This window comes from Salinicoccus cyprini (assembly GCF_007713705.1).
GTDB classification, from domain to species: domain Bacteria; phylum Bacillota; class Bacilli; order Staphylococcales; family Salinicoccaceae; genus Salinicoccus; species Salinicoccus cyprini.
The window spans coordinates 76,326-96,629 of the sequence record NZ_VMSJ01000001.1; the positions used below are offsets into that span (position 1 = coordinate 76,326).

Consider the following 20,304-nt stretch of genomic DNA (forward strand, 5'->3'; position numbering starts at 1 on the left):
CCGTTCATCCCATATTATGACCGGGAGCAAGCACGCCAAATCAAAATAATGCTTCCCTGGATTCCAGGAGGACTCAGGCTGTAGACAAAGTCATATTAAAATGACATGTCTGCAGTCTTTTTGTCGGGATGTATGGGAATCTGCAGATCAGGGGGAAGAGTATGCTGAAATCAACAGGCAGCGGGTGCAGGATGGAAAAACCGATTCCCCTGAACGATAATATTCCGTCGCCGGTCATCATCACAATCGACCCCGACGGTGAATTGGTGTTCTAACTCGCCATGGTAGCGCCCACGATGGTGAATTAGCCCTCTAACTTGCCATGGTAGCGCCCACGATGGTGAGTTGGCCCTCTAACTCACCATGGCTACGCTCACGATGGTGAATTGGCCTTCTAACTCGCCATGGTAGCCCCCACGATGGTGAATTAGCCCTCTAACTCGCCATGGTAGCCCCCACGACGGTGAATTAAGCCTCTAACTCGCCATGGTAGCGCCCACGATGGTGAATTGGCCCTCTAACTCGCCATGGTAGCCCCCACGACGGTGAATTAAGCCTCTAACTCGCCATGGTAGCGCCCACGATGGTGAATTGGCCCTCTAACTCACCATGGTAGACTCCACGATGGTGAATTAAGCCTCTAACTCGCCATGGTAGCGCCCACGACGGTGAATTGGCCCTCTAACTCACCATGGCGACGCCTACAATTCGGGATCCATAAAAATACAAAAAAGAAGACAAACACCGTGTCAAAACGGGGTTTGTCTTCAATCTGTGCCCTTCTGGATTCCAGGAGGGCATTTTCATATTGCGCATCATTTCTGCAATTTGTTCATTTTTTCTATCGCCTTGTAGCCGACCATATTGAGTACACTCTTCGGACTGGAGTATGGCGGGGAGTAGGCGACTTCGATGTTGGCAAGATCCATGGCGGTTCCGCCGAGACGGATGTGGGCTGCCAGGACATCGATGCGCTTGTCGACGCCTTCTGTACCGACGACAGCAGCGCGCAGTATCTTCCCGTCTTCCTGTGCCACATGTAGCCGGACGTGGATTGGTAAGCTGTCCGCCATATACCCGGCTTTATTTTTCTGCTTATGGTCGATGACGAAGTGCGGATAGTCATCGAGTTCTGATACTTCAAGCCCCAGCGTCGCGATGTCATGGTCGAAGAATCTGATGATGTTGGTGCCGAGCAGCCCTTCGAACTGGACCGACCTGTCGCCGCTGATCTGGTTGCTGATGACATACGCCATACGGTGGGCGCCCCACGCCAGCGCGACATTGACCGGCCGGTCGACATGCTGATAGGATGTTTCAATCGCATCGCCGACGGCATAGATATTCTCATGGTTTGTCCTTCCGTACTGGTCGACGCAAATATAGCCGAGATCATTCGTGGCAATATCGGAATCTTTCAGGAAGTCGGTGCGCGGTGTGATGCCGATGCCTGCGATGATCATCGGTGCATCGATCTCTTCCCCGGTGGTCAGTGTGGCAGTGTCGCCATCGACTTCCATAATTTCTGCATTCAATTTTACATCGACGCCCTGCGCTTTCAGTTCATCGACGATAAACCCGCTCATGTCACGCTCAAGCGGGGGGTATACTTCCTCCGAACGATGGACCAGCGTCACTTTGATACCCCGGTGGACGAGGTTTTCGGCCATTTCGAGACCGATGTAGCCACCCCCGACAACGACTGCACGTTCAATGCCTTCATTCTCGATATGAGCCTTGATCTCATCCAGGTGCTCAAGGGAATGCAGCACAAACGCCTGGGGCACATCGAACAGCGCGGGAATGATCCGTGGCGCGCTGCCCGGTGACAGGATGAGATGGTCGTATTCAGCATCGAATGTCCGGTCGTTCAATATATCCTTGACCTGGACTGTATTCCTCCCGGCATCAACACCCATCACTTCGTGATGGGTGTTGACGATGATGTCCCGCTCAAGGAAGCTTTCCGGTGTGGCTGCAATGAGCTGATCGCGTTCTGCCACCTCGCCGCCGATGTGGTAGGGGAGGCCGCAGTTGCCGTAGCTGATATCGCGTCCCATTTCGTATATGGTGATATCGATATCCGGATCGATTCTCCGCAATTGGGCGGCAGTCGTCGCACCGCCTGCAACACCGCCTACAATGATCACTTTAGGCATCGTTACACTCCTTCGTTGAAATAGAACATCGCTACTGTGCCATTGCCGGTATGGCTGCTGATCGTCGGTCCGATCGTGCTGATCTTGACTTCCGTGACATTCGTCTCATCAAGTATCTTCTGCTTCAGCTGTTCCGCCTGGCTTTCGGCATTGGCATGCGTGATATGCACGTCGTGTGTGACATTGTCTGCAATCAGATGCTGGACCATGCTGCCATGGACCTTTTTGATGCCACGGTGCTTTTCAAGGGGAACCAGCTTGCCCTCTTCAACATGAAGCAGGGGTTTGATGTTGAGCAGTCCGCCGAGGAATGCCTGGCCTTTCGACAGACGGCCGCCTTTGGCCAGATAGTCGAGGTCATGGACCGTGAAGAAGTGGCGGATGGCTTTGACATCCTTTTCCACTTTCGCAACAATTTCGTCCTTGCCGAGTCCTTCCTCCACATAACCGTGCGCACGCTCCACGATCATGCCGAGTCCATAGCTTGCCGCTTTCGTATCGATGAGGGTGATGTCCGCTTTTGGATGATCTTCAAGAATCGTATCGCGTGCAATGACCGCGCTCTGGTAAGTCCCTGAAAGTTCGCTCGAGAACGCCATGTATAATACGGGTACATTCCGCTCCACATATTTCCGGAAGACTTTCGTGAAGTCTCCAGGGTTCGCCTGGCTCGTCAAAGGGCGCTTGCCTTCCGAGATGGCATCGAGCACCTCAGTGTTTGAGATTTCATACTGATCCAGGTAGTCCTCCTCGTCGATCGTGATTTTCAAGGGGATCATTTCAATACCCATTCTATCCAATTCATCTATGGAAATATCCGAACAGCTGTCTGCAATCAGTTTCATATCATCTGCTCCCTTCTCTTTATAGGTTCAATTTGAAAAAGTCATTCAGGAAATGGCCGATGCCGTCATTATTGTTCGTATCCGCCCTATGGTCTGCGACTTCCTGGATTTCATCAATGGCATTGCCCATGGCAACACCGTGCTCCACAAAACGGAGCATTTCAGTATCGTTATCCTCATCGCCGAATGCGATTGTATGCTTTCTATCGATATTGAGGTAGCCACGGCAATAGTCGACACCGACTGCCTTGTTGATGCCCTTCTTGACAATCTCGATGACCGGGTATGGTGCCCCCCAGCGGCGGTGCTCGATCGTTTCGGCAAAAAGATCATCCAATGCCTGGCGGATGGCGGGTACTTCCGGCTCCTCCGCCTGTATGAGAATGGATGTCGGTCCAGATTCTATATTCTGCGTCAGATCCCCGATCTTGATCTGTGGGCTGCCCATGCCGAAGGCTTCGAACAGCACTTCATCATGGTAGTGGATATAGACATTATCCTTCACTTCGGCAATGACGTTCTGTATGTTCAGGTCCGGTACACGTTTGACGATTTCCTTGGCTACTTCAAGGTCCAGTTCTTCATGTACTGTTTTGAAATAGAGATCCTGCGGATGGTGGACAAAGGCCCCGTTGAAATTGACGATCGGCGTGTCCATGCCGAGCTCGCGGTAGTAGGGCTCAGTCGCTCTATAGGGGCGGCCGGTTGAGATCATCAGTTCATGACCGCGGGTTTTAAGTTCAAATAATACTTTTTTGGTGAATGGGCTGATGGTTTTTTCATCTGTCAGCAGCGTGCCATCCAGATCCAGGCATATGAGGTGTTTTTCCATTACGTTAAATCTCCTTGTCAATATTCATAAAACTATCATATCATTTATGTTTATATAGTGTAATTTTTTTGATATATTAATAGTATATACTCTGGAAGGAGTGAGATAAATGGATAAAGCAATGGAAGAAAGCATGATGGGAGCACTTGAGAACGTCATCGACCCTGAACTTGGCATCGATATCGTCAATCTCGGTCTCGTCTATGGTGTGCATCTTGACGAAGACGGCAGAGCAGGTGTTGAAATGACACTGACATCCATGGGCTGCCCGATGGGACCACAGATTGTGGACCAGGTGAAAACAGCACTTTCCGAACTGCCGGAAGTTGAAGAGACGGAAGTCAATATCGTCTGGAATCCACCATGGGATAAAGATAAAATGAGCCGTTACGCTAAAATCGCACTCGGTGTAAGCTGATCGATCATATAGTTGAGCCCTCCTGTACAGGGGGGCTTTTTTTCACTGCCAATGAAAAAATCCTCCCGATCTGGGAGGATTTCTATTTGAAGAAGAGGGAATACAGAATCGAGAACGTTCCCAGCGCAAAGCAGTAGTAGGTGAATATGATCAGGTTGCCGCGTTCCATTACACCCTGCAGCCACTTGAGTCCGAAGTAGGTGGCGATGATGGTCGCGATGAATGCCAGTGCATAAGGGAGTGCGAGTGTCATGATCTCGGGATCATTGACCAGATCTCCAATGGAGAGCAGTGCTGTGCCGAGTGATACCGGAATATAGAGCAGGAAGACGAATCGGAGCGCGTTCTTCTGGTTCATTCCGACACCCATGGCACCGACAAGTGTCGCGCCACTCCGGCTGATGCCGGGCATCAGCGCAACGCACTGGGATAAGCCGACGATGATGGCATCCTTGATGTTCAGGTCCCCGTCGCGTCTCTCGCCGCGTTTATTTTTGATGAACCATAGTGCCACACCGGTGACGAGCAGCATCAGACCGACTGTCATCATGGAGACATTATCACCGATGATATCCTCAAGGAGCACGCCAAGCACACCGACCGGGATGGTCGCAATGACCAGATAGATGGTGTAGCGGAAGTCTTCGATGGCTTCTGCATCCCGGGCGCCTTTGAATATATAGCGGCTCAGATTGACGATGATTGCTGTAATATCTTTACGATAGATGTAGAGGACCGCAATCAGCGACGCGGTATTCAGCAGGATTTCAAAAGACAGGCCTCTGGCCTCGATGCCGAGCAGCTCCCGGGCGATGACCAGGTGGCCGCTTGATGAGACCGGTATGGGCTCTGTGAAGCCCTGCAGCAGCCCTAAAAATATGTAGCGTATAATTTCAATGATATCCATTCTCCTACCTCCTAGATACTTCAGACTATAATATAAGATAAAAGCCTGCTAAAAGCTATCGATTACTTGAAAAATAATGATGGAAGTGTATAATATAATTAAAGGTCAAATATGGTCAAATAAATTTTGAGGATGCATTCTGAGTGAAAACAGCTGCGTTCTATTTCTGCAAAGAGGTGATATGTATGGATATAAATAAAATGACCTACACCGTCCAGTCCGTCATTGAACGGGCACAGTCGATGGCGGTGGATATGAAACTCCAGTCGATTGAATCGGAAGCGGTCATGAAGGCACTGCTGACGGTGGATGACAGCATGGCACGGGATGTGCTTGAACGCGCCAGCATCGATGTCGATCAGCTGCTCGGTGAATATGATGAAAAGCTGTCCAAGTATAATGTTGTCAAAGGCGATAATGTCCAGTACGGGCAGTATATGTCGAACGGCTTCACCCAGATTGTGAACCGGGCGGAGAAGATCATGGCGGATATGAAGGACGAATATGTTTCCGTCGAACATATGCTGCTTGCGGGCATCGAAGTGGAGCCGATCATGAAAGCGGCCGTCGGCAATAAGCGTGAAGTGATCAGGGAAATAATCAGCAAAGTCAGAGGAGGGAATCGTGTGACTACACAAAATCCGGAAGTACAGTATGAAGTACTTGAGAAATATGGACGCGATCTGGTCGAGGAGGTGCGCAGCGGCAACGTCGACCCTGTAATCGGCAGGGACGAGGAGATCCGCAACTCGATCCGCATACTGAGCCGTAAAAGAAAGAATAACCCGGTACTGATCGGTGAGCCGGGTGTCGGCAAGACCGCCATCGTCGAAGGGCTGGCACAGCGTATCGTCCGCAAGGACGTGCCGGACAGCCTGCTTGATAAGACCATTTTCGAACTCGATCTGTCGGCGCTTGTCGCCGGTGCGAAATTCCGGGGGGAATTTGAAGAGCGTCTGAAGGCGGTGCTGAAGGAAGTAAAGGAATCCGACGGCCGCATCATACTCTTCATCGATGAAATCCATATGCTTGTCGGTGCGGGCAAGACGGAAGGTGCCATGGATGCCGGCAATATGCTGAAGCCGATGCTTGCACGCGGCGAACTCCACTGCATCGGTGCAACGACACTGAACGAGTACCGTGAATATATCGAAAAGGATTCTGCACTGGAACGCCGCTTCCAGAAAGTACAGATTCCGGAACCCGATGTTGAGGATACCATCTCCATCCTGCGTGGACTGAAGGAACGCTATGAAGTCCACCATGGTGTCAGAATCACGGACCGTGCGCTCGTTGCGGCCGCAGAACTTTCCGACCGCTATATTACGGACCGTTTCCTGCCGGATAAGGCCATCGACCTGATGGACCAGGCAAGTGCAACCATCCGCACGGAGATGGGCTCCAATCCGACGGAGCTCGACCAGATCAACCGTCGTGTCATGCAGCTCGAGATCGAGGAGCAGGCTTTGAAGTCGGAAGATGACTCGGTTTCAAAAACGCGCCTGGCTGAACTGCAGAAGGAACTGTCGGAAGCCCGTGAAGCGCAGCAGGCACTCACGCAGCGTGTGGAAAAGGAAAAAGGGCAGATCCAGAAGGTCAACGACAAGCGTGAAGAAGTGGACCGCACGCGCCAGGAACTCGATGAGGCAGAAAACAACTACGAGCTTGAACGGGCAGCAGAACTCCGTCACGGCAGGCTGCCGCAGCTCGAACGTGAACTGCGCGAACTGGAAGAAAAGCTGCAGGAGGAGAGCGCTGGTGAAAACCGCATCATCCGTGAAGTGGTGACCGAGGAGGAAATCGGCTATATCGTCAGCCAGTGGACCGGCATCCCGGTATCGAAGCTCGTCGAGACGGAGAAGGACAAGCTGCTCAAGCTCTCTGACATCATGCATGAGCGGGTCGTCGGCCAGGATGAAGCGGTGGACCTCGTCGCAGACGCCGTCATCCGTGCCCGCGCAGGCATCAAGGATCCGAACCGCCCGATCGGCAGCTTCCTGTTCCTCGGACCGACGGGGGTCGGCAAGACCGAGCTTGCGAAGACACTTGCTGCAACAATGTTCGATTCCGAGAAGCATATGATCCGTATCGACATGAGTGAGTATATGGAAAAGCATGCGGTATCGAGACTGATCGGTGCACCTCCGGGCTACGTCGGTCATGAGGAGGGCGGTCAGCTGACAGAAGCCATCCGCCGCCAGCCGTATTCCGTCATCCTGCTGGACGAAGTGGAGAAGGCACATTCCGATGTCTTCAACATACTGCTCCAGCTGCTTGATGAAGGCCGTCTGACCGACTCGAAAGGCAGATCTGTCGACTTCAGAAATACGATCATCATCATGACGTCGAACATCGGCTCCGGCCATCTGCTTGATAACGTCAGACAGGACGGGGAAATCTCCGATACCACGAAGGACTACGTGATGAAGGAGATCCATCAGTACTTCAAACCGGAGATCATCAACCGCATGGATGACATCGTCATCTTCAGTCCACTCTCCAAAGAGAACATGAAACTGATTACGGACAAGCTGATCAACGATCTGAACAGACGTCTGTCAGATCAGCATATGACCGTCCAGGTGACCGATGCAGTCAAGGACTGGATCTCCGATGAAGCCTATGAGCCGCAGTTCGGGGCCAGACCGTTGAGACGCTTCATACAGCGTCATATCGAAACGCCGCTTGCAAGAAAGCTCATTGAAGCGGATATGACGGAAGGCATCGATGTGAAAATAGACTACCGTGATGGCGCACTTCAATTTGATATGTAGCATGGAAGCCGTACCCATAAGAAGTGGGTGTGACTTCAGACTGTAGACAAAGTCATTGTAGAATGACATGTCTGCAGTCTTTTTTTGGGATGGGGAGGTGATGGCGCCAACTCACCATCGATAGCTATGCCCACAGCAAGTGGGTACGGCTTTTTTATGTTGATAGGAAATAAGTTTCCAAGTTAGTTTGAATTATCAGTCAATTTGTATTAATATTGTTGTAAGTCCTTTTTTACACCACGAATCCTCTGCACCCCTAAAACACCTTTATTCCCCATTTAATCCTTAATTTGACATAGTAACTCGTTCTTGTATACTGAAAAGGTACACGTTATAGAGTAGGGAAGATCACAAACTTACTAGGGGGAGATTTTTTGAAGAATTATGCATGGTTACTTATGCTCGCTTTTGTACTTGTACTTGGCGCTTGCGGAAATGGCGGTTCAGACTCTGGGGACTCGGGGGAAGGTTCCAGTAAATTGGCTGAACTTCAGGAAAGTGGCACAATCAACGTCGGGTTCGCAAATGAGCCACCTTACGCCTATCAGAATTCAGACAGCGGAGAACTTGAAGGTGCTGCAATCGACATTGCGACAGCGGTATTTGCAGAAATGGGCATCGATAATGTGGAAGGCCACCTGACGGACTGGGGAGAACTGATCCCGGGCGTACAGGCAGGACAGTATGATGTCATTACTGCCGGTATGGCGATTCTGCCGGACCGTTGTGAAAATGCCTTGTTTGCGGAACCTGAAATGCAGTATGGGGAAGGACTTGTTGTCCAAGCAGGCAACCCGCATGACATCCACAGCTATGCCGATATCGCAGAGAATCCGGATGTGACCGTAGCATTGATGGAAGGAACGACACAGTTCGACTTCCTCGAGCAGGAAGGTGTGGCATCAGACCAGATCATGTCGGTCGGTGATATCCCTGCGCAGCTTGCAGCTGTACAGTCCGGCAATGCTGACGTCGCAGCTGCGACAGAAGCAACATTGAGGGCAGCCTATGAATCACTCGGCAGTGAAGATGTGGAAGTCGTGGAAGACTTCGAACAGCCGGACATCGAAGGCATTCCAAGCTATGGTGCAGCCGCTTTCAACCTTGAGGATGAAGAACTGCGCACGGCCTACAATGAAGCACTGCAGACTTTGAAGGAAGACGGCACAATCGATGAAATTCTGGATAACTCACAGGGCTTTACTGCAGAAAACAACGCAGTTCCAGTCGATGGAATGACAACTGAACAACTGTGCGAAGGTTAATAATATTTCAAGGTCCAGTCATTCCTATGGAAATACTGGGCCTTTTCAATTGAAAGATAAGGAGTGAGGAAAAAATGTTCGAAACTGGGGTGAACATACTTACCTATCTGTCCCAGGGCGCCTGGACGACAATCAGCATCTTTCTAGTATCCACCCTGTTTTCTTTTATCATGGCTTTTGTCGCCGGCCTCATGAGGCTGGTGAAAAATCCACTGGTGCGTGGGTTCACCACGCTGTATGTTGAAATATTCAGGGGGACTTCCTTGATCGTCCAGCTGTTCTGGCTCTATTATGCAGTACCGATGCTGTTCAATATCGATCTTGGCAGCAACTTTTGGGTCGGTGTCATTGCGATCGCCCTGAACTACGGCGCTTACATGTCGGAAGTCGTCAGAAGTTCGATCCTCGCGATTGATAAAGGGCAGACGGAGGCAAGCATCGCACTGAACTTCTCTGGATTCCAGCGGATGCGGCATATCATACTGCCACAGGCACTCAGACTGATGCTGCCGGAATTCGGCAACTATTCAATACAGATACTTAAAGGGACGGCACTCGTCTCCCTGATCGGCTTGACCGATATACTCTACTATGGGGACATCTACCGTTCCTCGAATCTATCCGAAGGACCGATCGCCTATATGATGGTGCTGGTCATGTACTTCATCATTGCCCTGCCGCTCATATGGTTGTCGAAGAAAGGTGAAAAAATATCCAGAAGAGGGGTGGCCAGCTGATGACATACTGGAGTTGGGAAACGTTCATGGATGCTTTTCCGATTATTCTTGCCGGGTTGAAAATCACCCTCGGTCTGACTGTGGTCAGCTATGCGCTCGCCCTGATTGTCGGCTTCGTGTGGCTGGTGCTTGAATCGACACCATTCAGACCCTTTAACTTCATCATCTACTGGATCCGGGAGTTCATCCGGTCGACACCGCCGATTGTACAGATATTCTTCCTTTATTTCGCATGGCCGATGGTACCTTATATCGGTACATCGTTTACACCGTTCGTTGCAGCAATGCTTGCACTCGGCATTCATTTTTCCACCTATATCAGCGAAGTGTACCGTTCCGGTATTGAAAGCGTGGATAAAGGACAGTGGGAGGCATCGACGGCGCTCAATTTCTCGACGAGAGACAAATGGACGAAAATTGTACTGCCACAGGCACTGCCGCCGACCATACCGATGCTTGGAAACTATCTGATCATCCTGTTCAAGGAAGTACCGCTTGCGGCAACCATCGGTGTCGTCGGCATACTGAGCCTGGCACGGAGCTACGGAGCGCAGACGTGGTCCTACATCGAACCGCTGACCATCGTTGCGATACTGTTCCTGCTGCTCAGCTATCCGTCTGCACTACTGATCCGAAAGCTTGAAAATAAAATGAATCGCCGATTTGAGAAGAAGCAGAAGAAAGTGAAGGTGGTTGAATAATGGAGCCGATTGTACAATATAAGGAAATTCACAAGTCATTCGGTGATACGCACGTCCTCAAGGGAATCAATCTCGACATCCGTCCAACGGAAAAAATTGCGATCATCGGTCCGAGTGGATCGGGCAAAACGACGATCATCCGTCTATTGATGACACTCGAGGAGCCGACGGACGGAGATATCTATGTCGCCGGAGAGAACCTCTGGAAGATGGAAGTAAAGGGGAAGATGAAACCAGCAAATGAAAAGCATCTGCGATCTGTGCGGAAGGACATCGGGATGGTGTTCCAGCACTTCAACCTTTTCCCGCACAAGACAATACTTGATAATTGCGTGACCCCACTGGTACAGGTCAAGAAGATGAAAAAGGATGAAGCAGTCGACCTGTCCAAACAGATGCTTGATCGGGTAGGTCTCAGTGATAAGTACGATGCCTATCCATCCAATCTGTCAGGTGGGCAGAAACAGCGCGTCGCCATGGCACGCGCACTCGTCATGAAGCCGAAGATCATGCTTTTCGATGAAGTCACCTCCGCCCTCGACCCGGAACTCGTCGGTGAGGTGCTGGAAGTCATACGCGACCTCGCCGAACATGATGAAATGGCGATGATCCTCGTCACACACGAAATGGATTTTGCGCTTGAGATCGCAGATCGCGTCCTGTTTCTGGACGGGGGCGTCATCGCCGAATCCGGCACTGCTGATGAAGTCATCAACAAATCCGAGAATCCAAGATTGCAGGAATTCCTGAAACGCTTCAGAAAAGAAGAAGTATAGAAGGAGAAAAGCACCGGCCAATGGTCGGTGCTTTTTTGTGGGAATGCTGTTTACCGGGGGGGTCCCTTATCCTCCCGCAAAAATAGAGACTCCGGAGGCAATTCGCCTCTGGAGTCTCAAACTACCACCTTATGCGTTTTCAAGTGCAAAGCCGGTACCGCCTTTTACTTGGAGGTAGGCTGTTCTGAGCGTTTCTTTCTCTTCTTTGCGGGTGTTTTCATCCCACTCGAGAAGGTCGCCCATCACGTTGATGACTGCATCTTTGTATTTTTCGACATTGGCGATATTGAAATAAAGATCGCCTGTGCGTCTGACAAAGTAGTCGCGCGGATTCGCGGCCATTTCATGCTGGATGCTGTAGATGACCTGTGCATGGATATCCTTCGGCAGTCCGTAGTGCTCGGATGCAGCACCGAGGCTGCCGATGATTTCATATACGCGTTCGACATTGCTGCCATAATGTCTAGCAAGTCGCTGACCGTTTGTGATGGATAGGCCGTAGGATGGTGCGCGTTCCGACATGCGTGCGACGAAGTCTTCGAAGCCGGCGCTGCCGCCGACGTCCCCGCCTGAAATCGGCTGCTTGACTGTATCGGCTTTCTTGAATTTGAGTCCATACTCCTGCTGAAGACGTTTCGCGACCAGATCCACAATCTCCTGTGCCATATGACGGTAGCCTGTCAGCTTACCGCCGGCGATGGTGATGAGATCGCTCTTCGCTTCCCAGATTTCATCCTTCCTGGATATTTCGGAAGGGTCTTTGCCTTCTTCGTGGATGAGGGGTCTGATGCCTGCCCATGTCGACTCGATATGCGACTCATCAAGATCGAGGCCCGGAAACATGTTGTTTGTCGTATCAAGCAGATATCTGCGGTCTTCTGCTGTCGCGACCGGCTCCTTCTTATCACCCGTATAGCGTGTATCCGTCGTTCCCATATAGGTCTTGCCATTTCTAGGAATGGCAAAGATCATGCGGCCGTCGGACTTGGCATCGAAGTAGACTGCCTGCTTGAGCGGAAAGTCCTTTTCATCGAATACAAGGTGTACGCCTTTCGACAGGAACAGCTGCTTCTTGCCTTTTTTGGATTCGGCATCGTGGGAGCGGACTTCGTCCACCCATGGTCCTGTTGCATTGATGACACGGCGTCCAAGTATCTGGTACGATCCACCATCAATCTGATCTTCAGCATGCACACCGACAACCTTGCCCTGGTCATAGATGAATCCGACTGCTTTGACATGGTTGATCGGGTCTGCGCCGAATTCCGCCGCTTTCTTCATGACCTCGATCGTCATGCGTGCGTCATCGGTCTTGTACTCGACGTAGTATCCGCCACCGAGCAGTCCTTCGCGTTTGACGAGCGGCTCCTTCTCGATGACATCATCCACACTCAGCATCTTGCGCTGTTCACTGCGTCTCACTTCAGCGAGCATGTCGTAGACACGCAGGCCGATACTCGTTGTAAACTTCCCGAATGTTCCGCCTTTGTGGAAGGGGAGCAGCATCCATTCAGGCGTTGTGACGTGCGGTCCATTTTCATAGACGATGGCACGTTCAATGCCTGTTTCACGTACAACACCAATCTGGAACTGTTTCAGATAGCGGAGTCCGCCATGGACCAGTTTCGTGCTGCGGCTGCTCGTTCCTTCAGCAAAGTCCTGCATTTCTACAAGTGCAACCTTCATTCCTCGCTTGGCAGCATCAAGGGCGATTCCCGCCCCTGTGATACCACCACCAATAACAACAATGTCATAGTCTACTTTCTCCATATGCTGCAATTGATCTTTTCTAGTTAATGTGTTCAGCATTGAAATACCTCCTAGTTTTTTAGAAAAATAAAGGCCGCGCGGATCTTGGGTCTTTATTATGAAGCGTCTTTACTTATCTTTGAGATGCTTCGGCTTGAAGGCCTGGGTCGCCTTTACGGCAACCTGCCAGCCGTCATAGAGGGAGTCTCTTTGTTCCTGTTCCATCTCAGGTTCGAATACGCTGTCCGTTTCGCTGACTTTTTTCAGTTCGTCGGTGGACTGCCAGAAGCCGACAGCAAGTCCTGCAAGGTACGCAGCACCGACAGCTGTAGTTTCAAGCACTTCAGGGCGTTCCACTTTCGTATCGAGCAGATCTGCCTGGAACTGCATGAGGAAATCGTTGGCTGTTGCACCACCATCGACACGCAGTGTCTCAAGTTCGATGTTGCTGTCTTTCTGCATGGCATCAAGAACGTCTTTCGTCTGGTACGCAAGTGATTCGAGTGTCGCGCGGACAAAGTGTTCCTTTTCCGTGCCACGGCTGAGACCGAATATTGCGCCCCGTGCTTCGGAATCCCAATAAGGGGCACCCAGACCGGTGAATGCCGGAACCATGTAGACACCTTCAGTGGACTCGATACGTTTGGCATAGGATTCCGACTGTGCAGAGTTGTTGAACATGCGCAGTCCGTCACGGAGCCACTGTATGGCCGAACCGGCAACGAAGATGGAACCTTCAAGTGCATATTTTACTTTGCCGTCGATGCCGTAGGCGATGGTGGTCAATAGACCGTTATCACTCTTGATGGCTTCCGTTCCTGTATTCATCAGCAGGAAACATCCTGTGCCATAAGTATTTTTAGCATCGCCTTCCTGGAAGCATGTCTGACCGAAGAGGGCTGCCTGCTGGTCACCGGCTACGCCGGCAATCGGTACATTGCGTCCGAAGAAGTGGGAAGTTGTCGTCTCACCGTATACTTCACTGGATGATTTCACCTCGGGCAGCATGGATGCCGGTACTTCGAGGAGGTCAAGCAGCTCCTGATCCCATTTCAGATCATATATGTTGTACATCAGCGTACGGCTGGCATTCGTGTAGTCCGTCACGTGGGCCGCGCCTTCAGTGAATCGCCAGATGAGCCATGTATCGATGGTGCCGAAGATCAGGTCTCCATTTTCCGCCTTCTCACGGGCACCTTCCACGTTATCGAGGATCCATTTGACTTTCGTTCCGGAAAAATAAGGGTCGAGCAATAGGCCGGTTTTATTACGGAATGTTTCTTCATGCCCCTGTGACTTCAGTGTGTCACAGATCTCCGCCGTCTGACGGGACTGCCAGACGATGGCGTTATAGACCGGACGGCCGGTATTCTTGTCCCAGACGACTGCAGTCTCCCTCTGGTTGGTGATGCCGATACCTTCGACCTGCTCCGGCCGGATATCGTTTTCAGTCATGACCCCTGCCACGACCGCAAGAACGGAACTCCATATTTCATTGGCGTTATGCTCCACCCAGCCGGACTGTGGGAAGTACTGTTTGAATTCCGCCTGGTTCGTGCCGACGATATCCCCTTCTTTATTGAATAGGATGGCACGGGAACTTGTTGTCCCCTGGTCGATTGATAGAATATACTTTTCCATGTTGATTCATTCCCCTTTACTTTGAATTTGCTAGATTGTTCCTATGGAGACTATAGCAGTTTTGAGGCTTTCCCCTTGAGCAGGCTTTTATTAAGAAATACCCCTAGCGCGAGAACCAAAACAGTGAATACGATTGCAAGGAAAAGGAACATGTTCATCTCCGCGAGAAATATTGCGTTATAGACTGAAGCACCGAGTGCACCGCCAGCCAATGGACCGAGTACCGGAACGATGCCATATGCAAAATTGGACTTGCCTTTGCCTGGAATCGGCATGATGAAGTGGGCAAGTCTTGGACCGAGGTCACGTGCCGGGTTGATGGCATAGCCTGTTGTACCACCGAGACTGAGACCGATTGCTGTAATCAGGAAGCCGACGATCAGCGGGTTCAGACCTTCTGTAAAATCGTTCGCTCCGATGAACAGCAGCCCCATCACAAGGATGAAAGTACCGATGATCTCACTGACGAAGTTGGACACGTAGTTCGGCAGTGCTGGCCCGGTCGAGAATACGCCGAGTTTAGCACCCGGATCTTCTTCAGCTTTGAAGTGCGGCATGAAGTGCAGCCATACGAGGAAAGCTCCGAACATGGCGCCGAGTACTTGTGCGATGATGTATGGGATTACCATTCCCCATTCGAACGTGCCTGCAAAAGCAAAGCCGAGTGTAACAGCCGGATTGATGTGTGCACCTGAGACCTGTCCGACAGCATAGATTGCGAATGTTACCGCAAATCCCCATCCGAATGCGATAACGACCCAGTCGGCCCCTTTTGCCAGAGATCCCTTCAGATTGACGTTGGCAACAACGCCGCCCCCGAACAGGATCAGAATGGCCGTACCGATAAATTCTGCAATGTAGACATTCATTGCAAATCACTCCTTTGTTTGTTTGTTGGCTAATAAAACATAAAAAAACCCACACTGATAGCTATGTACAAGCTATAAATGTGGGCTCTGTTTCTCCGTGTCCTATTAACTTATCCTTAATCTACCTTAAAATGATAGCGCTGTCAACACCTGTTATGCATCATCACATATGATTGTCCGGACTGAACCAGAGTTCCGTCTTGCTCGTAGTCACATATTTTGCGCCGGCAGCAATCGCATCATCGACTTCCCGCTGTGTCTCGATCAGCCCGCCGGCTATGACTTCGGCATCCACTTCCTGCTTGAACAGGTGGATCACCTTCGGTACAACGCCCGGCAGTATCTCGATCAGTTTCGGCTCGGACTGTCTGATGAGTTCGATGCTTTTTTCAATGGCTGATGAATCGATGACGAATACACGCAGTATCGTCTCCATGCCGAGCTGGTTGGCTTTCTTGATGACACGACCGCGTGTCGTGACAATGCCGGTCGGCTTGTACTTCTGATGGATGAATTCAAGCGATGCGGTATCCACGGAAAGACCTTTGATCAGATCCAGATGCAGATAGACATCGAACCCATGCTTCTTGATGGTGGTGAGGTGGCTTTCCAGATGTCCGATATGCATGTCCAGAACGACACAGGCACGGTAGCGGCTCCCGATCAGTTTCTCGAAATCTTTCATTGAACGGATTGCAGGTAGGATTTTCATGCCATTGCACCTTCATTTCTAGTTTATTGGTCCAGTTCATCATAGAGGATTGATGCGGCATTGTATAGTAATTGAAAATTCGGGTATAGATAGTCACAATGGTGGACAGTATCCAGCATGCTGGTTGAAAGAGTGGACGGACCACCTGCATATTATTATAGAAGAAACACGTCCAATGATGCTCTCGCAGGAGGGAAATACATGAAAACATCACGCAGTAATGACATGCTCAAAAATCTGCTTGGCGTGGATCACGCCATCATCCAGTCCCCGATGGCGGGCGGCATTACGACACTCAGGCTCGTCAGCGCCGTATCGAAAGCAGGTGGGCTTGGCATGATCGGTGCCGGCGGACTGGAACCGGAAGACTTGAGAAAGTTGATCCGGGATCTGAAGAAGGATGCCGGAACATTCGGTGCCAATCTTTTCGTACCGTGGCAGTTCAAAGTGACTGAACAGGGGATTTCAGAAGCATATGAAGCATTGAAGCCGCTCTATGAAAGATTCGATCTTGATCAGCGCACAGTCGCCCCCGTTGCCTATGAGGATGTTGAAAATAAATTCAATGAACGGATTGAAGTGATCATCGAGGAGCAGGTCCCCGTATGTTCATTCATCTTCGGCATTCCATCCCACCAGCAGATAGAGCGTCTGAAGGAAGCGGGCATCATTCTGATCGGCACTGCGACAACGGTCAAGGAGGCTGAAATGGTGGAGCGCGCAGGCTTTGATGCAGTCGTTCTGCAAGGGGTGGAAGCAGGGGGCCACCGGGGTTCATTTCTGGACCCGGTGGAAGATAGTCTGGTTGGTCTGATGAGCCTGATTCCGGAAGCTGCGGATCATCTGTCGATTCCGCTCATTGCCTCAGGTGGCATCATGGACGGCCGCGGCATCGCAGCAGCACGGATACTCGGTGCTGCAGGCGTCCAGCTCGGTACAGCATTCATCTCCACTGAGGAGAGCGGTGCACACGCGGTCCATAAGAATGCACTGTCTGCCGATAGGGGTGTCCCTTCCGTACTGACACGTGTATTCACCGGACGCGCGGCCCGGGCAATCAAGAACACGTTCATCAAGGATATGTCCGAGCATACGAAAAGAATGGTGGATTATCCTGTGCAGCGCACTCTGACGCAGCCGATACAGGATGCTTCGAAGGCGCAGAACAGTACCGACTATGCCATGCTGCTAGCCGGGCAGGGAAAAGCCATGGCGAGATACATGTCAGCTGCTGAACTCGTCCAGCAGCTGGTTGTAGAGACAGAGGAGCTCGGCATTGTCATATAGCAGGAACATGAAAAGACCCAACCGATGGTTGGGTCTTTTCGATATGATCAATGATTATGCTGTGCTTCGTTCGTATCTTCCGGCTTCAGGATGAGATCCAGAATGACGAGTGTCAACGTGATCAGTACTGCAAGCAGTACGCCACTCCATACATTGTAAGGTCCGCCGCCGCCGAGACTGTTCAGTACGAAGTTAACCATCTGTGTAAGCATAAGTGCCCAGATGAAACTGATGATATACCGCATGGTCCTGCCTCCACTACAAATTTAGATAAACTAATGATAACTTAAAACACTTTCAATGTATAGTAGTAAAAGAAATAAAAAAATAGTTGTCATATTTGTATGATAGAAAACAGTGTATTATAATGTAAGCGGTTACATATTGCCGTAAAAAAATGGAAAACAAGTTGAAATGGTTTATGCATTAGTGTATATTTAATACTCATAAATACTTAAATATTGTTGCAATTCAAAAAACGAGTGTTGCAAATTAATTTACCGACACGTACAATATACTAAGATGATTTCATGTTCAGATGCAATTATTTGAAACTGGTACATATTTATTTTTCCGAATATTCCTTATTTTTCAGGATGAAGATTGCACGATTTATGATATGAAACGAAGAAAGAATGGGTGAAAATAGATGTCTGAAAAGCTGATAGAAGTAAAAAATCTGACAACCTCTTTTAAAATCGGGACCAAGTACTTTCCGGCAGTCGATGATGTGACATTCAGCATCAAGCCGAATGAAGTACTTGCACTTGTAGGAGAGTCGGGCTCAGGGAAAAGTGCCACGGCATTCTCATTGATGGGGCTGCACAGAAAAGCCCGTATCGAAGGGGAGGTCAATTTTCAGGGTCAGAACCTTCTGAAACTGAATGAAGGCAAGATGAATAAAATACGTGGGGGCGACCTGGCTATGATCTTCCAGGATCCGATGACAGCCCTCAACCCACTGATGAAGATAAAGCAGCAAATTGTTGAAACGCTCAAGATACATAATACGAAATCGAAAAGTGACCGGGACAAATATGCTGTGGAACTGCTCGATCGCGTCGGTATCCCGAGACCCGACCGTGTTGCAGAAGCGTATCCGCATGAACTGTCCGGCGGCATGCGCCAGCGCGTCGTCATTGCAATCGCCATCGCGAACCGTCCGAAGCTGCTGATCGCGGATGAACCGACAACAGCACTCGACGTGACAATACAGGCACAGATTCTTGACCTGATCCGGGAACTCCAGGAAGACCTGAACTCAGGCGTCCTTTTGATCACCCATGATCTTGGCGTTGTTGCCGAGATGGCGGACCGTGTCGCCGTCATGTATGCCGGGCAGATTGTCGAAGTAGCACCGGTCAGGGAACTGTTCAAGAACCCGCAGCATCCATATACGCGTTCTCTGCTGAACTCTCTGCCATCCGAAGACATGCTGGGTAAAAAGCTGCATGTCATCCAGGGTGTTGTACCGGCGCTGAACAAGATGGACCGGACTGGCTGCCGCTTTGCACCGCGCATTCCATGGATCAGTGCATCCGCGCATGAAGAGAATCCTCAGTTGCGGGAAATTGCAGACGATCACTTCGTACGCTGTACGTGCTACAAGCATTTTACGCTTGAAGGTGAATCCCGGCAGGATGTCGGTGTTGAGGAATACCAGCTTGAAACAGGCGTCAGAGGAGGCAGGGCACGATGAACCTATTGGAAATTAAAGACCTGAAAGTCCATTACCCGATCAAGGGCGGCTTCTTCAATACAGTAAAGGACCATGTCAAGGCTGTAGACGGAGTGAGTATCAGCATTCCTGAAGGTACCACATACGGGCTGGTCGGCGAATCGGGTTCCGGCAAGACGACGACAGGCAAGGCTGTAATGGGTCTGAATCCTGTCACAAGCGGAGAAATCTACTTTGATGGCAACAAGCTGAATACAAAAGGGAAGTCGGTGGATGTCAGAGATGATATACAGATGATCTTCCAGGATCCATATTCATCACTCAATCCGCGTAAACGTGTATTCGATATCGTGGCGGAACCGATCAGGAATTATCATAGACGGTCGAGGAGCGAACTCGTTCCGGAAGTTTTGAGACTGCTGGAGCGAGTCGGTCTGCCACCCGGATCCCTCTATAAGTATCCGCACGAATTTTCAGGTGGACAGCGTCAGAGAATCGGTGTGGCGCGGGCAATCGCACTGAACCCGAAGCTGATCATTGCAGATGAGCCAGTATCAGCACTCGACGTATCCGTACAGGCCCAGGTGCTCAACTTCATGCAGGATATCCAGCAGGACATGAATCTGACGATGATGTTCATCGCCCACGATCTCGGCGTCGTCAGACACATGTGCAAGCACATCGGCATCATGTATCAGGGGCGTCTTGTAGAAGAGGGGAGAGCTGAAGATATCTTCAGCAACCCTCAGCATATCTATACAAAAAGGCTGATTGCGGCAATTCCCGATACAGATGTGGATGAGATCGAAAGCAACCTTGCCATGAGACAGAAGGTCAAGGAAGAGTATGAACAGAACTTTGTCGATCATCTTGACGAAGAGGGCAGAGCTTTCCCGCTGCAATCCATTTCAGAGACGCACAGAGTCGCGCTACCGGTGAAAGGTTGATGAAAAA

18 protein-coding genes are annotated in these 20,304 nt (G+C 50.5%); 9 read left to right on the plus strand and 9 right to left on the minus strand.

Features of this window, described 5'->3' with window-relative positions:
• Window positions 1-815 precede the first annotated feature (815 nt).
• From FO441_RS00410 to FO441_RS00420, 3 genes are read right to left on the minus strand one after another with little or no spacing between them, the layout of a single operon-like run.
• A complete protein-coding gene (locus FO441_RS00410) occupies window positions 816-2,159 on the minus strand; it encodes a CoA-disulfide reductase (protein ID WP_145284183.1) in 1,344 nt (447 codons plus the stop codon).
• A 2-nt stretch (window positions 2,160-2,161) separates the two neighbouring features.
• On the minus strand, window positions 2,162-3,004 hold the full coding sequence (locus FO441_RS00415; protein ID WP_145284185.1) for a DegV family protein: 843 nt from the start codon (window positions 3,002-3,004) through the stop codon (window positions 2,162-2,164).
• Between the two features lie 19 nt (window positions 3,005-3,023).
• Complete coding sequence (locus FO441_RS00420; protein ID WP_145284188.1) at window positions 3,024-3,836, minus strand: Cof-type HAD-IIB family hydrolase; 813 nt, start codon at window positions 3,834-3,836, stop codon at window positions 3,024-3,026.
• Window positions 3,837-3,945: 109 nt separating this feature from the next.
• Between FO441_RS00420 and FO441_RS00425 the strand changes: the two genes are divergently transcribed.
• A complete protein-coding gene (locus FO441_RS00425; RefSeq protein ID WP_145284191.1) occupies window positions 3,946-4,254 on the plus strand; it encodes a metal-sulfur cluster assembly factor in 309 nt (102 codons plus the stop codon).
• Window positions 4,255-4,336: 82 nt separating this feature from the next.
• Here the strand turns inward: FO441_RS00425 and FO441_RS00430 are convergent, their stop codons facing one another.
• Window positions 4,337-5,161 (minus strand): undecaprenyl-diphosphate phosphatase, encoded by an 825-nt coding sequence (locus tag FO441_RS00430; RefSeq protein ID WP_145284194.1) that lies wholly within the window; start codon window positions 5,159-5,161, stop codon window positions 4,337-4,339.
• A gap of 185 nt (window positions 5,162-5,346) precedes the next feature.
• Here FO441_RS00430 and clpB point away from each other — a divergent pair, with 185 nt between their 5' ends.
• From clpB to FO441_RS00455, 5 genes are all read left to right on the plus strand, one after another.
• Window positions 5,347-7,935 (plus strand): ATP-dependent chaperone ClpB, encoded by a 2,589-nt coding sequence (gene clpB / locus FO441_RS00435; protein WP_145284197.1) that lies wholly within the window; start codon window positions 5,347-5,349, stop codon window positions 7,933-7,935.
• 374 nt (window positions 7,936-8,309) lie between these two features.
• A complete protein-coding gene (gene ehuB, locus FO441_RS00440; protein ID WP_370637553.1) occupies window positions 8,310-9,200 on the plus strand; it encodes an ectoine/hydroxyectoine ABC transporter substrate-binding protein EhuB in 891 nt (296 codons plus the stop codon).
• Window positions 9,201-9,274: 74 nt separating this feature from the next.
• Entirely contained in the window at window positions 9,275-9,937 is a 663-nt protein-coding gene (gene ehuC, locus FO441_RS00445) for an ectoine/hydroxyectoine ABC transporter permease subunit EhuC (protein WP_145284200.1), read from the plus strand.
• A complete protein-coding gene (gene ehuD / locus FO441_RS00450; protein ID WP_145284203.1) occupies window positions 9,937-10,638 on the plus strand; it encodes an ectoine/hydroxyectoine ABC transporter permease subunit EhuD in 702 nt (233 codons plus the stop codon). The genes ehuC and ehuD overlap by 1 nt, the downstream gene beginning before the upstream one ends.
• Window positions 10,635-11,414, plus strand: a complete 780-nt coding sequence (locus FO441_RS00455) for an amino acid ABC transporter ATP-binding protein (protein ID WP_145284206.1) — start codon at window positions 10,635-10,637, stop codon at window positions 11,412-11,414. Before ehuD ends, FO441_RS00455 begins: the two co-directional genes overlap by 4 nt.
• Before the next feature lie 129 nt (window positions 11,415-11,543).
• Here FO441_RS00455 and FO441_RS00460 read toward each other — a convergent pair whose 3' ends face one another.
• From FO441_RS00460 to FO441_RS00475, 4 genes are all read right to left on the minus strand, one after another.
• Complete coding sequence (locus FO441_RS00460) at window positions 11,544-13,223, minus strand: glycerol-3-phosphate dehydrogenase/oxidase (RefSeq protein ID WP_145284209.1); 1,680 nt, start codon at window positions 13,221-13,223, stop codon at window positions 11,544-11,546.
• 69 nt (window positions 13,224-13,292) lie between these two features.
• Window positions 13,293-14,804, minus strand: coding sequence for a glycerol kinase GlpK (gene glpK / locus FO441_RS00465; protein WP_145284212.1), 1,512 nt, complete (start codon window positions 14,802-14,804; stop codon window positions 13,293-13,295).
• 50 nt (window positions 14,805-14,854) lie between these two features.
• A complete protein-coding gene (locus FO441_RS00470) occupies window positions 14,855-15,673 on the minus strand; it encodes an MIP/aquaporin family protein (protein WP_145284215.1) in 819 nt (272 codons plus the stop codon).
• 163 nt (window positions 15,674-15,836) lie between these two features.
• Window positions 15,837-16,385: a glycerol-3-phosphate responsive antiterminator gene (locus FO441_RS00475; protein ID WP_145284218.1), complete on the minus strand. Its 549-nt coding sequence runs from the start codon at window positions 16,383-16,385 to the stop codon at window positions 15,837-15,839.
• A gap of 201 nt (window positions 16,386-16,586) precedes the next feature.
• Here FO441_RS00475 and FO441_RS00480 point away from each other — a divergent pair, with 201 nt between their 5' ends.
• The gene (locus FO441_RS00480) at window positions 16,587-17,672 is read left to right on the plus strand and encodes an NAD(P)H-dependent flavin oxidoreductase (RefSeq protein ID WP_246094961.1); all 1,086 of its coding nucleotides are present in this window, start codon (window positions 16,587-16,589) and stop codon (window positions 17,670-17,672) included.
• Window positions 17,673-17,719: 47 nt separating this feature from the next.
• Here FO441_RS00480 and FO441_RS00485 read toward each other — a convergent pair whose 3' ends face one another.
• Window positions 17,720-17,917 (minus strand): YjzD family protein, encoded by a 198-nt coding sequence (locus FO441_RS00485; protein ID WP_145284221.1) that lies wholly within the window; start codon window positions 17,915-17,917, stop codon window positions 17,720-17,722.
• A gap of 404 nt (window positions 17,918-18,321) precedes the next feature.
• On the opposite strand from FO441_RS00485, the gene FO441_RS00490 reads away from it, so the two are divergent.
• Together FO441_RS00490 and FO441_RS00495 are read left to right on the plus strand one after the other, a co-directional pair.
• The gene (locus FO441_RS00490; protein WP_145284224.1) at window positions 18,322-19,371 is read left to right on the plus strand and encodes an ABC transporter ATP-binding protein; all 1,050 of its coding nucleotides are present in this window, start codon (window positions 18,322-18,324) and stop codon (window positions 19,369-19,371) included.
• The gene (locus tag FO441_RS00495) at window positions 19,368-20,297 is read left to right on the plus strand and encodes an ATP-binding cassette domain-containing protein (protein WP_145284227.1); all 930 of its coding nucleotides are present in this window, start codon (window positions 19,368-19,370) and stop codon (window positions 20,295-20,297) included. Before FO441_RS00490 ends, FO441_RS00495 begins: the two co-directional genes overlap by 4 nt.
• Window positions 20,298-20,304 lie beyond the last annotated feature (7 nt).

Bases quoted from the DNA above. Each gene is read 5' to 3' on its own strand.
- FO441_RS00415 (WP_145284185.1), bottom strand. From the start codon at position 3,004: ATGAAACTGATTGCAGACAGCTGTTCGGATATTTCCATAGATGAATTG.
- FO441_RS00495 (WP_145284227.1), top strand. From the start codon at position 19,368: ATGAACCTATTGGAAATTAAAGACCTGAAAGTCCATTACCCGATCAAG.
- FO441_RS00425 (WP_145284191.1), top strand. From the start codon at position 3,946: ATGGATAAAGCAATGGAAGAAAGCATGATGGGAGCACTTGAGAACGTC.
- FO441_RS00420 (WP_145284188.1), bottom strand. From the start codon at position 3,836: ATGGAAAAACACCTCATATGCCTGGATCTGGATGGCACGCTGCTGACA.
- FO441_RS00410 (WP_145284183.1), bottom strand. From the start codon at position 2,159: ATGCCTAAAGTGATCATTGTAGGCGGTGTTGCAGGCGGTGCGACGACT.
- FO441_RS00475 (WP_145284218.1), bottom strand. From the start codon at position 16,385: ATGAAAATCCTACCTGCAATCCGTTCAATGAAAGATTTCGAGAAACTG.
- ehuC (WP_145284200.1), top strand. From the start codon at position 9,275: ATGTTCGAAACTGGGGTGAACATACTTACCTATCTGTCCCAGGGCGCC.
- FO441_RS00460 (WP_145284209.1), bottom strand. From the start codon at position 13,223: ATGCTGAACACATTAACTAGAAAAGATCAATTGCAGCATATGGAGAAA.
- glpK (WP_145284212.1), bottom strand. From the start codon at position 14,804: ATGGAAAAGTATATTCTATCAATCGACCAGGGGACAACAAGTTCCCGT.
- FO441_RS00485 (WP_145284221.1), bottom strand. From the start codon at position 17,917: ATGCGGTATATCATCAGTTTCATCTGGGCACTTATGCTTACACAGATG.
- FO441_RS00470 (WP_145284215.1), bottom strand. From the start codon at position 15,673: ATGAATGTCTACATTGCAGAATTTATCGGTACGGCCATTCTGATCCTG.
- FO441_RS00490 (WP_145284224.1), top strand. From the start codon at position 18,322: ATGTCTGAAAAGCTGATAGAAGTAAAAAATCTGACAACCTCTTTTAAA.
- FO441_RS00430 (WP_145284194.1), bottom strand. From the start codon at position 5,161: ATGGATATCATTGAAATTATACGCTACATATTTTTAGGGCTGCTGCAG.
- clpB (WP_145284197.1), top strand. From the start codon at position 5,347: ATGGATATAAATAAAATGACCTACACCGTCCAGTCCGTCATTGAACGG.
- ehuD (WP_145284203.1), top strand. From the start codon at position 9,937: ATGACATACTGGAGTTGGGAAACGTTCATGGATGCTTTTCCGATTATT.
- FO441_RS00480 (WP_246094961.1), top strand. From the start codon at position 16,587: ATGAAAACATCACGCAGTAATGACATGCTCAAAAATCTGCTTGGCGTG.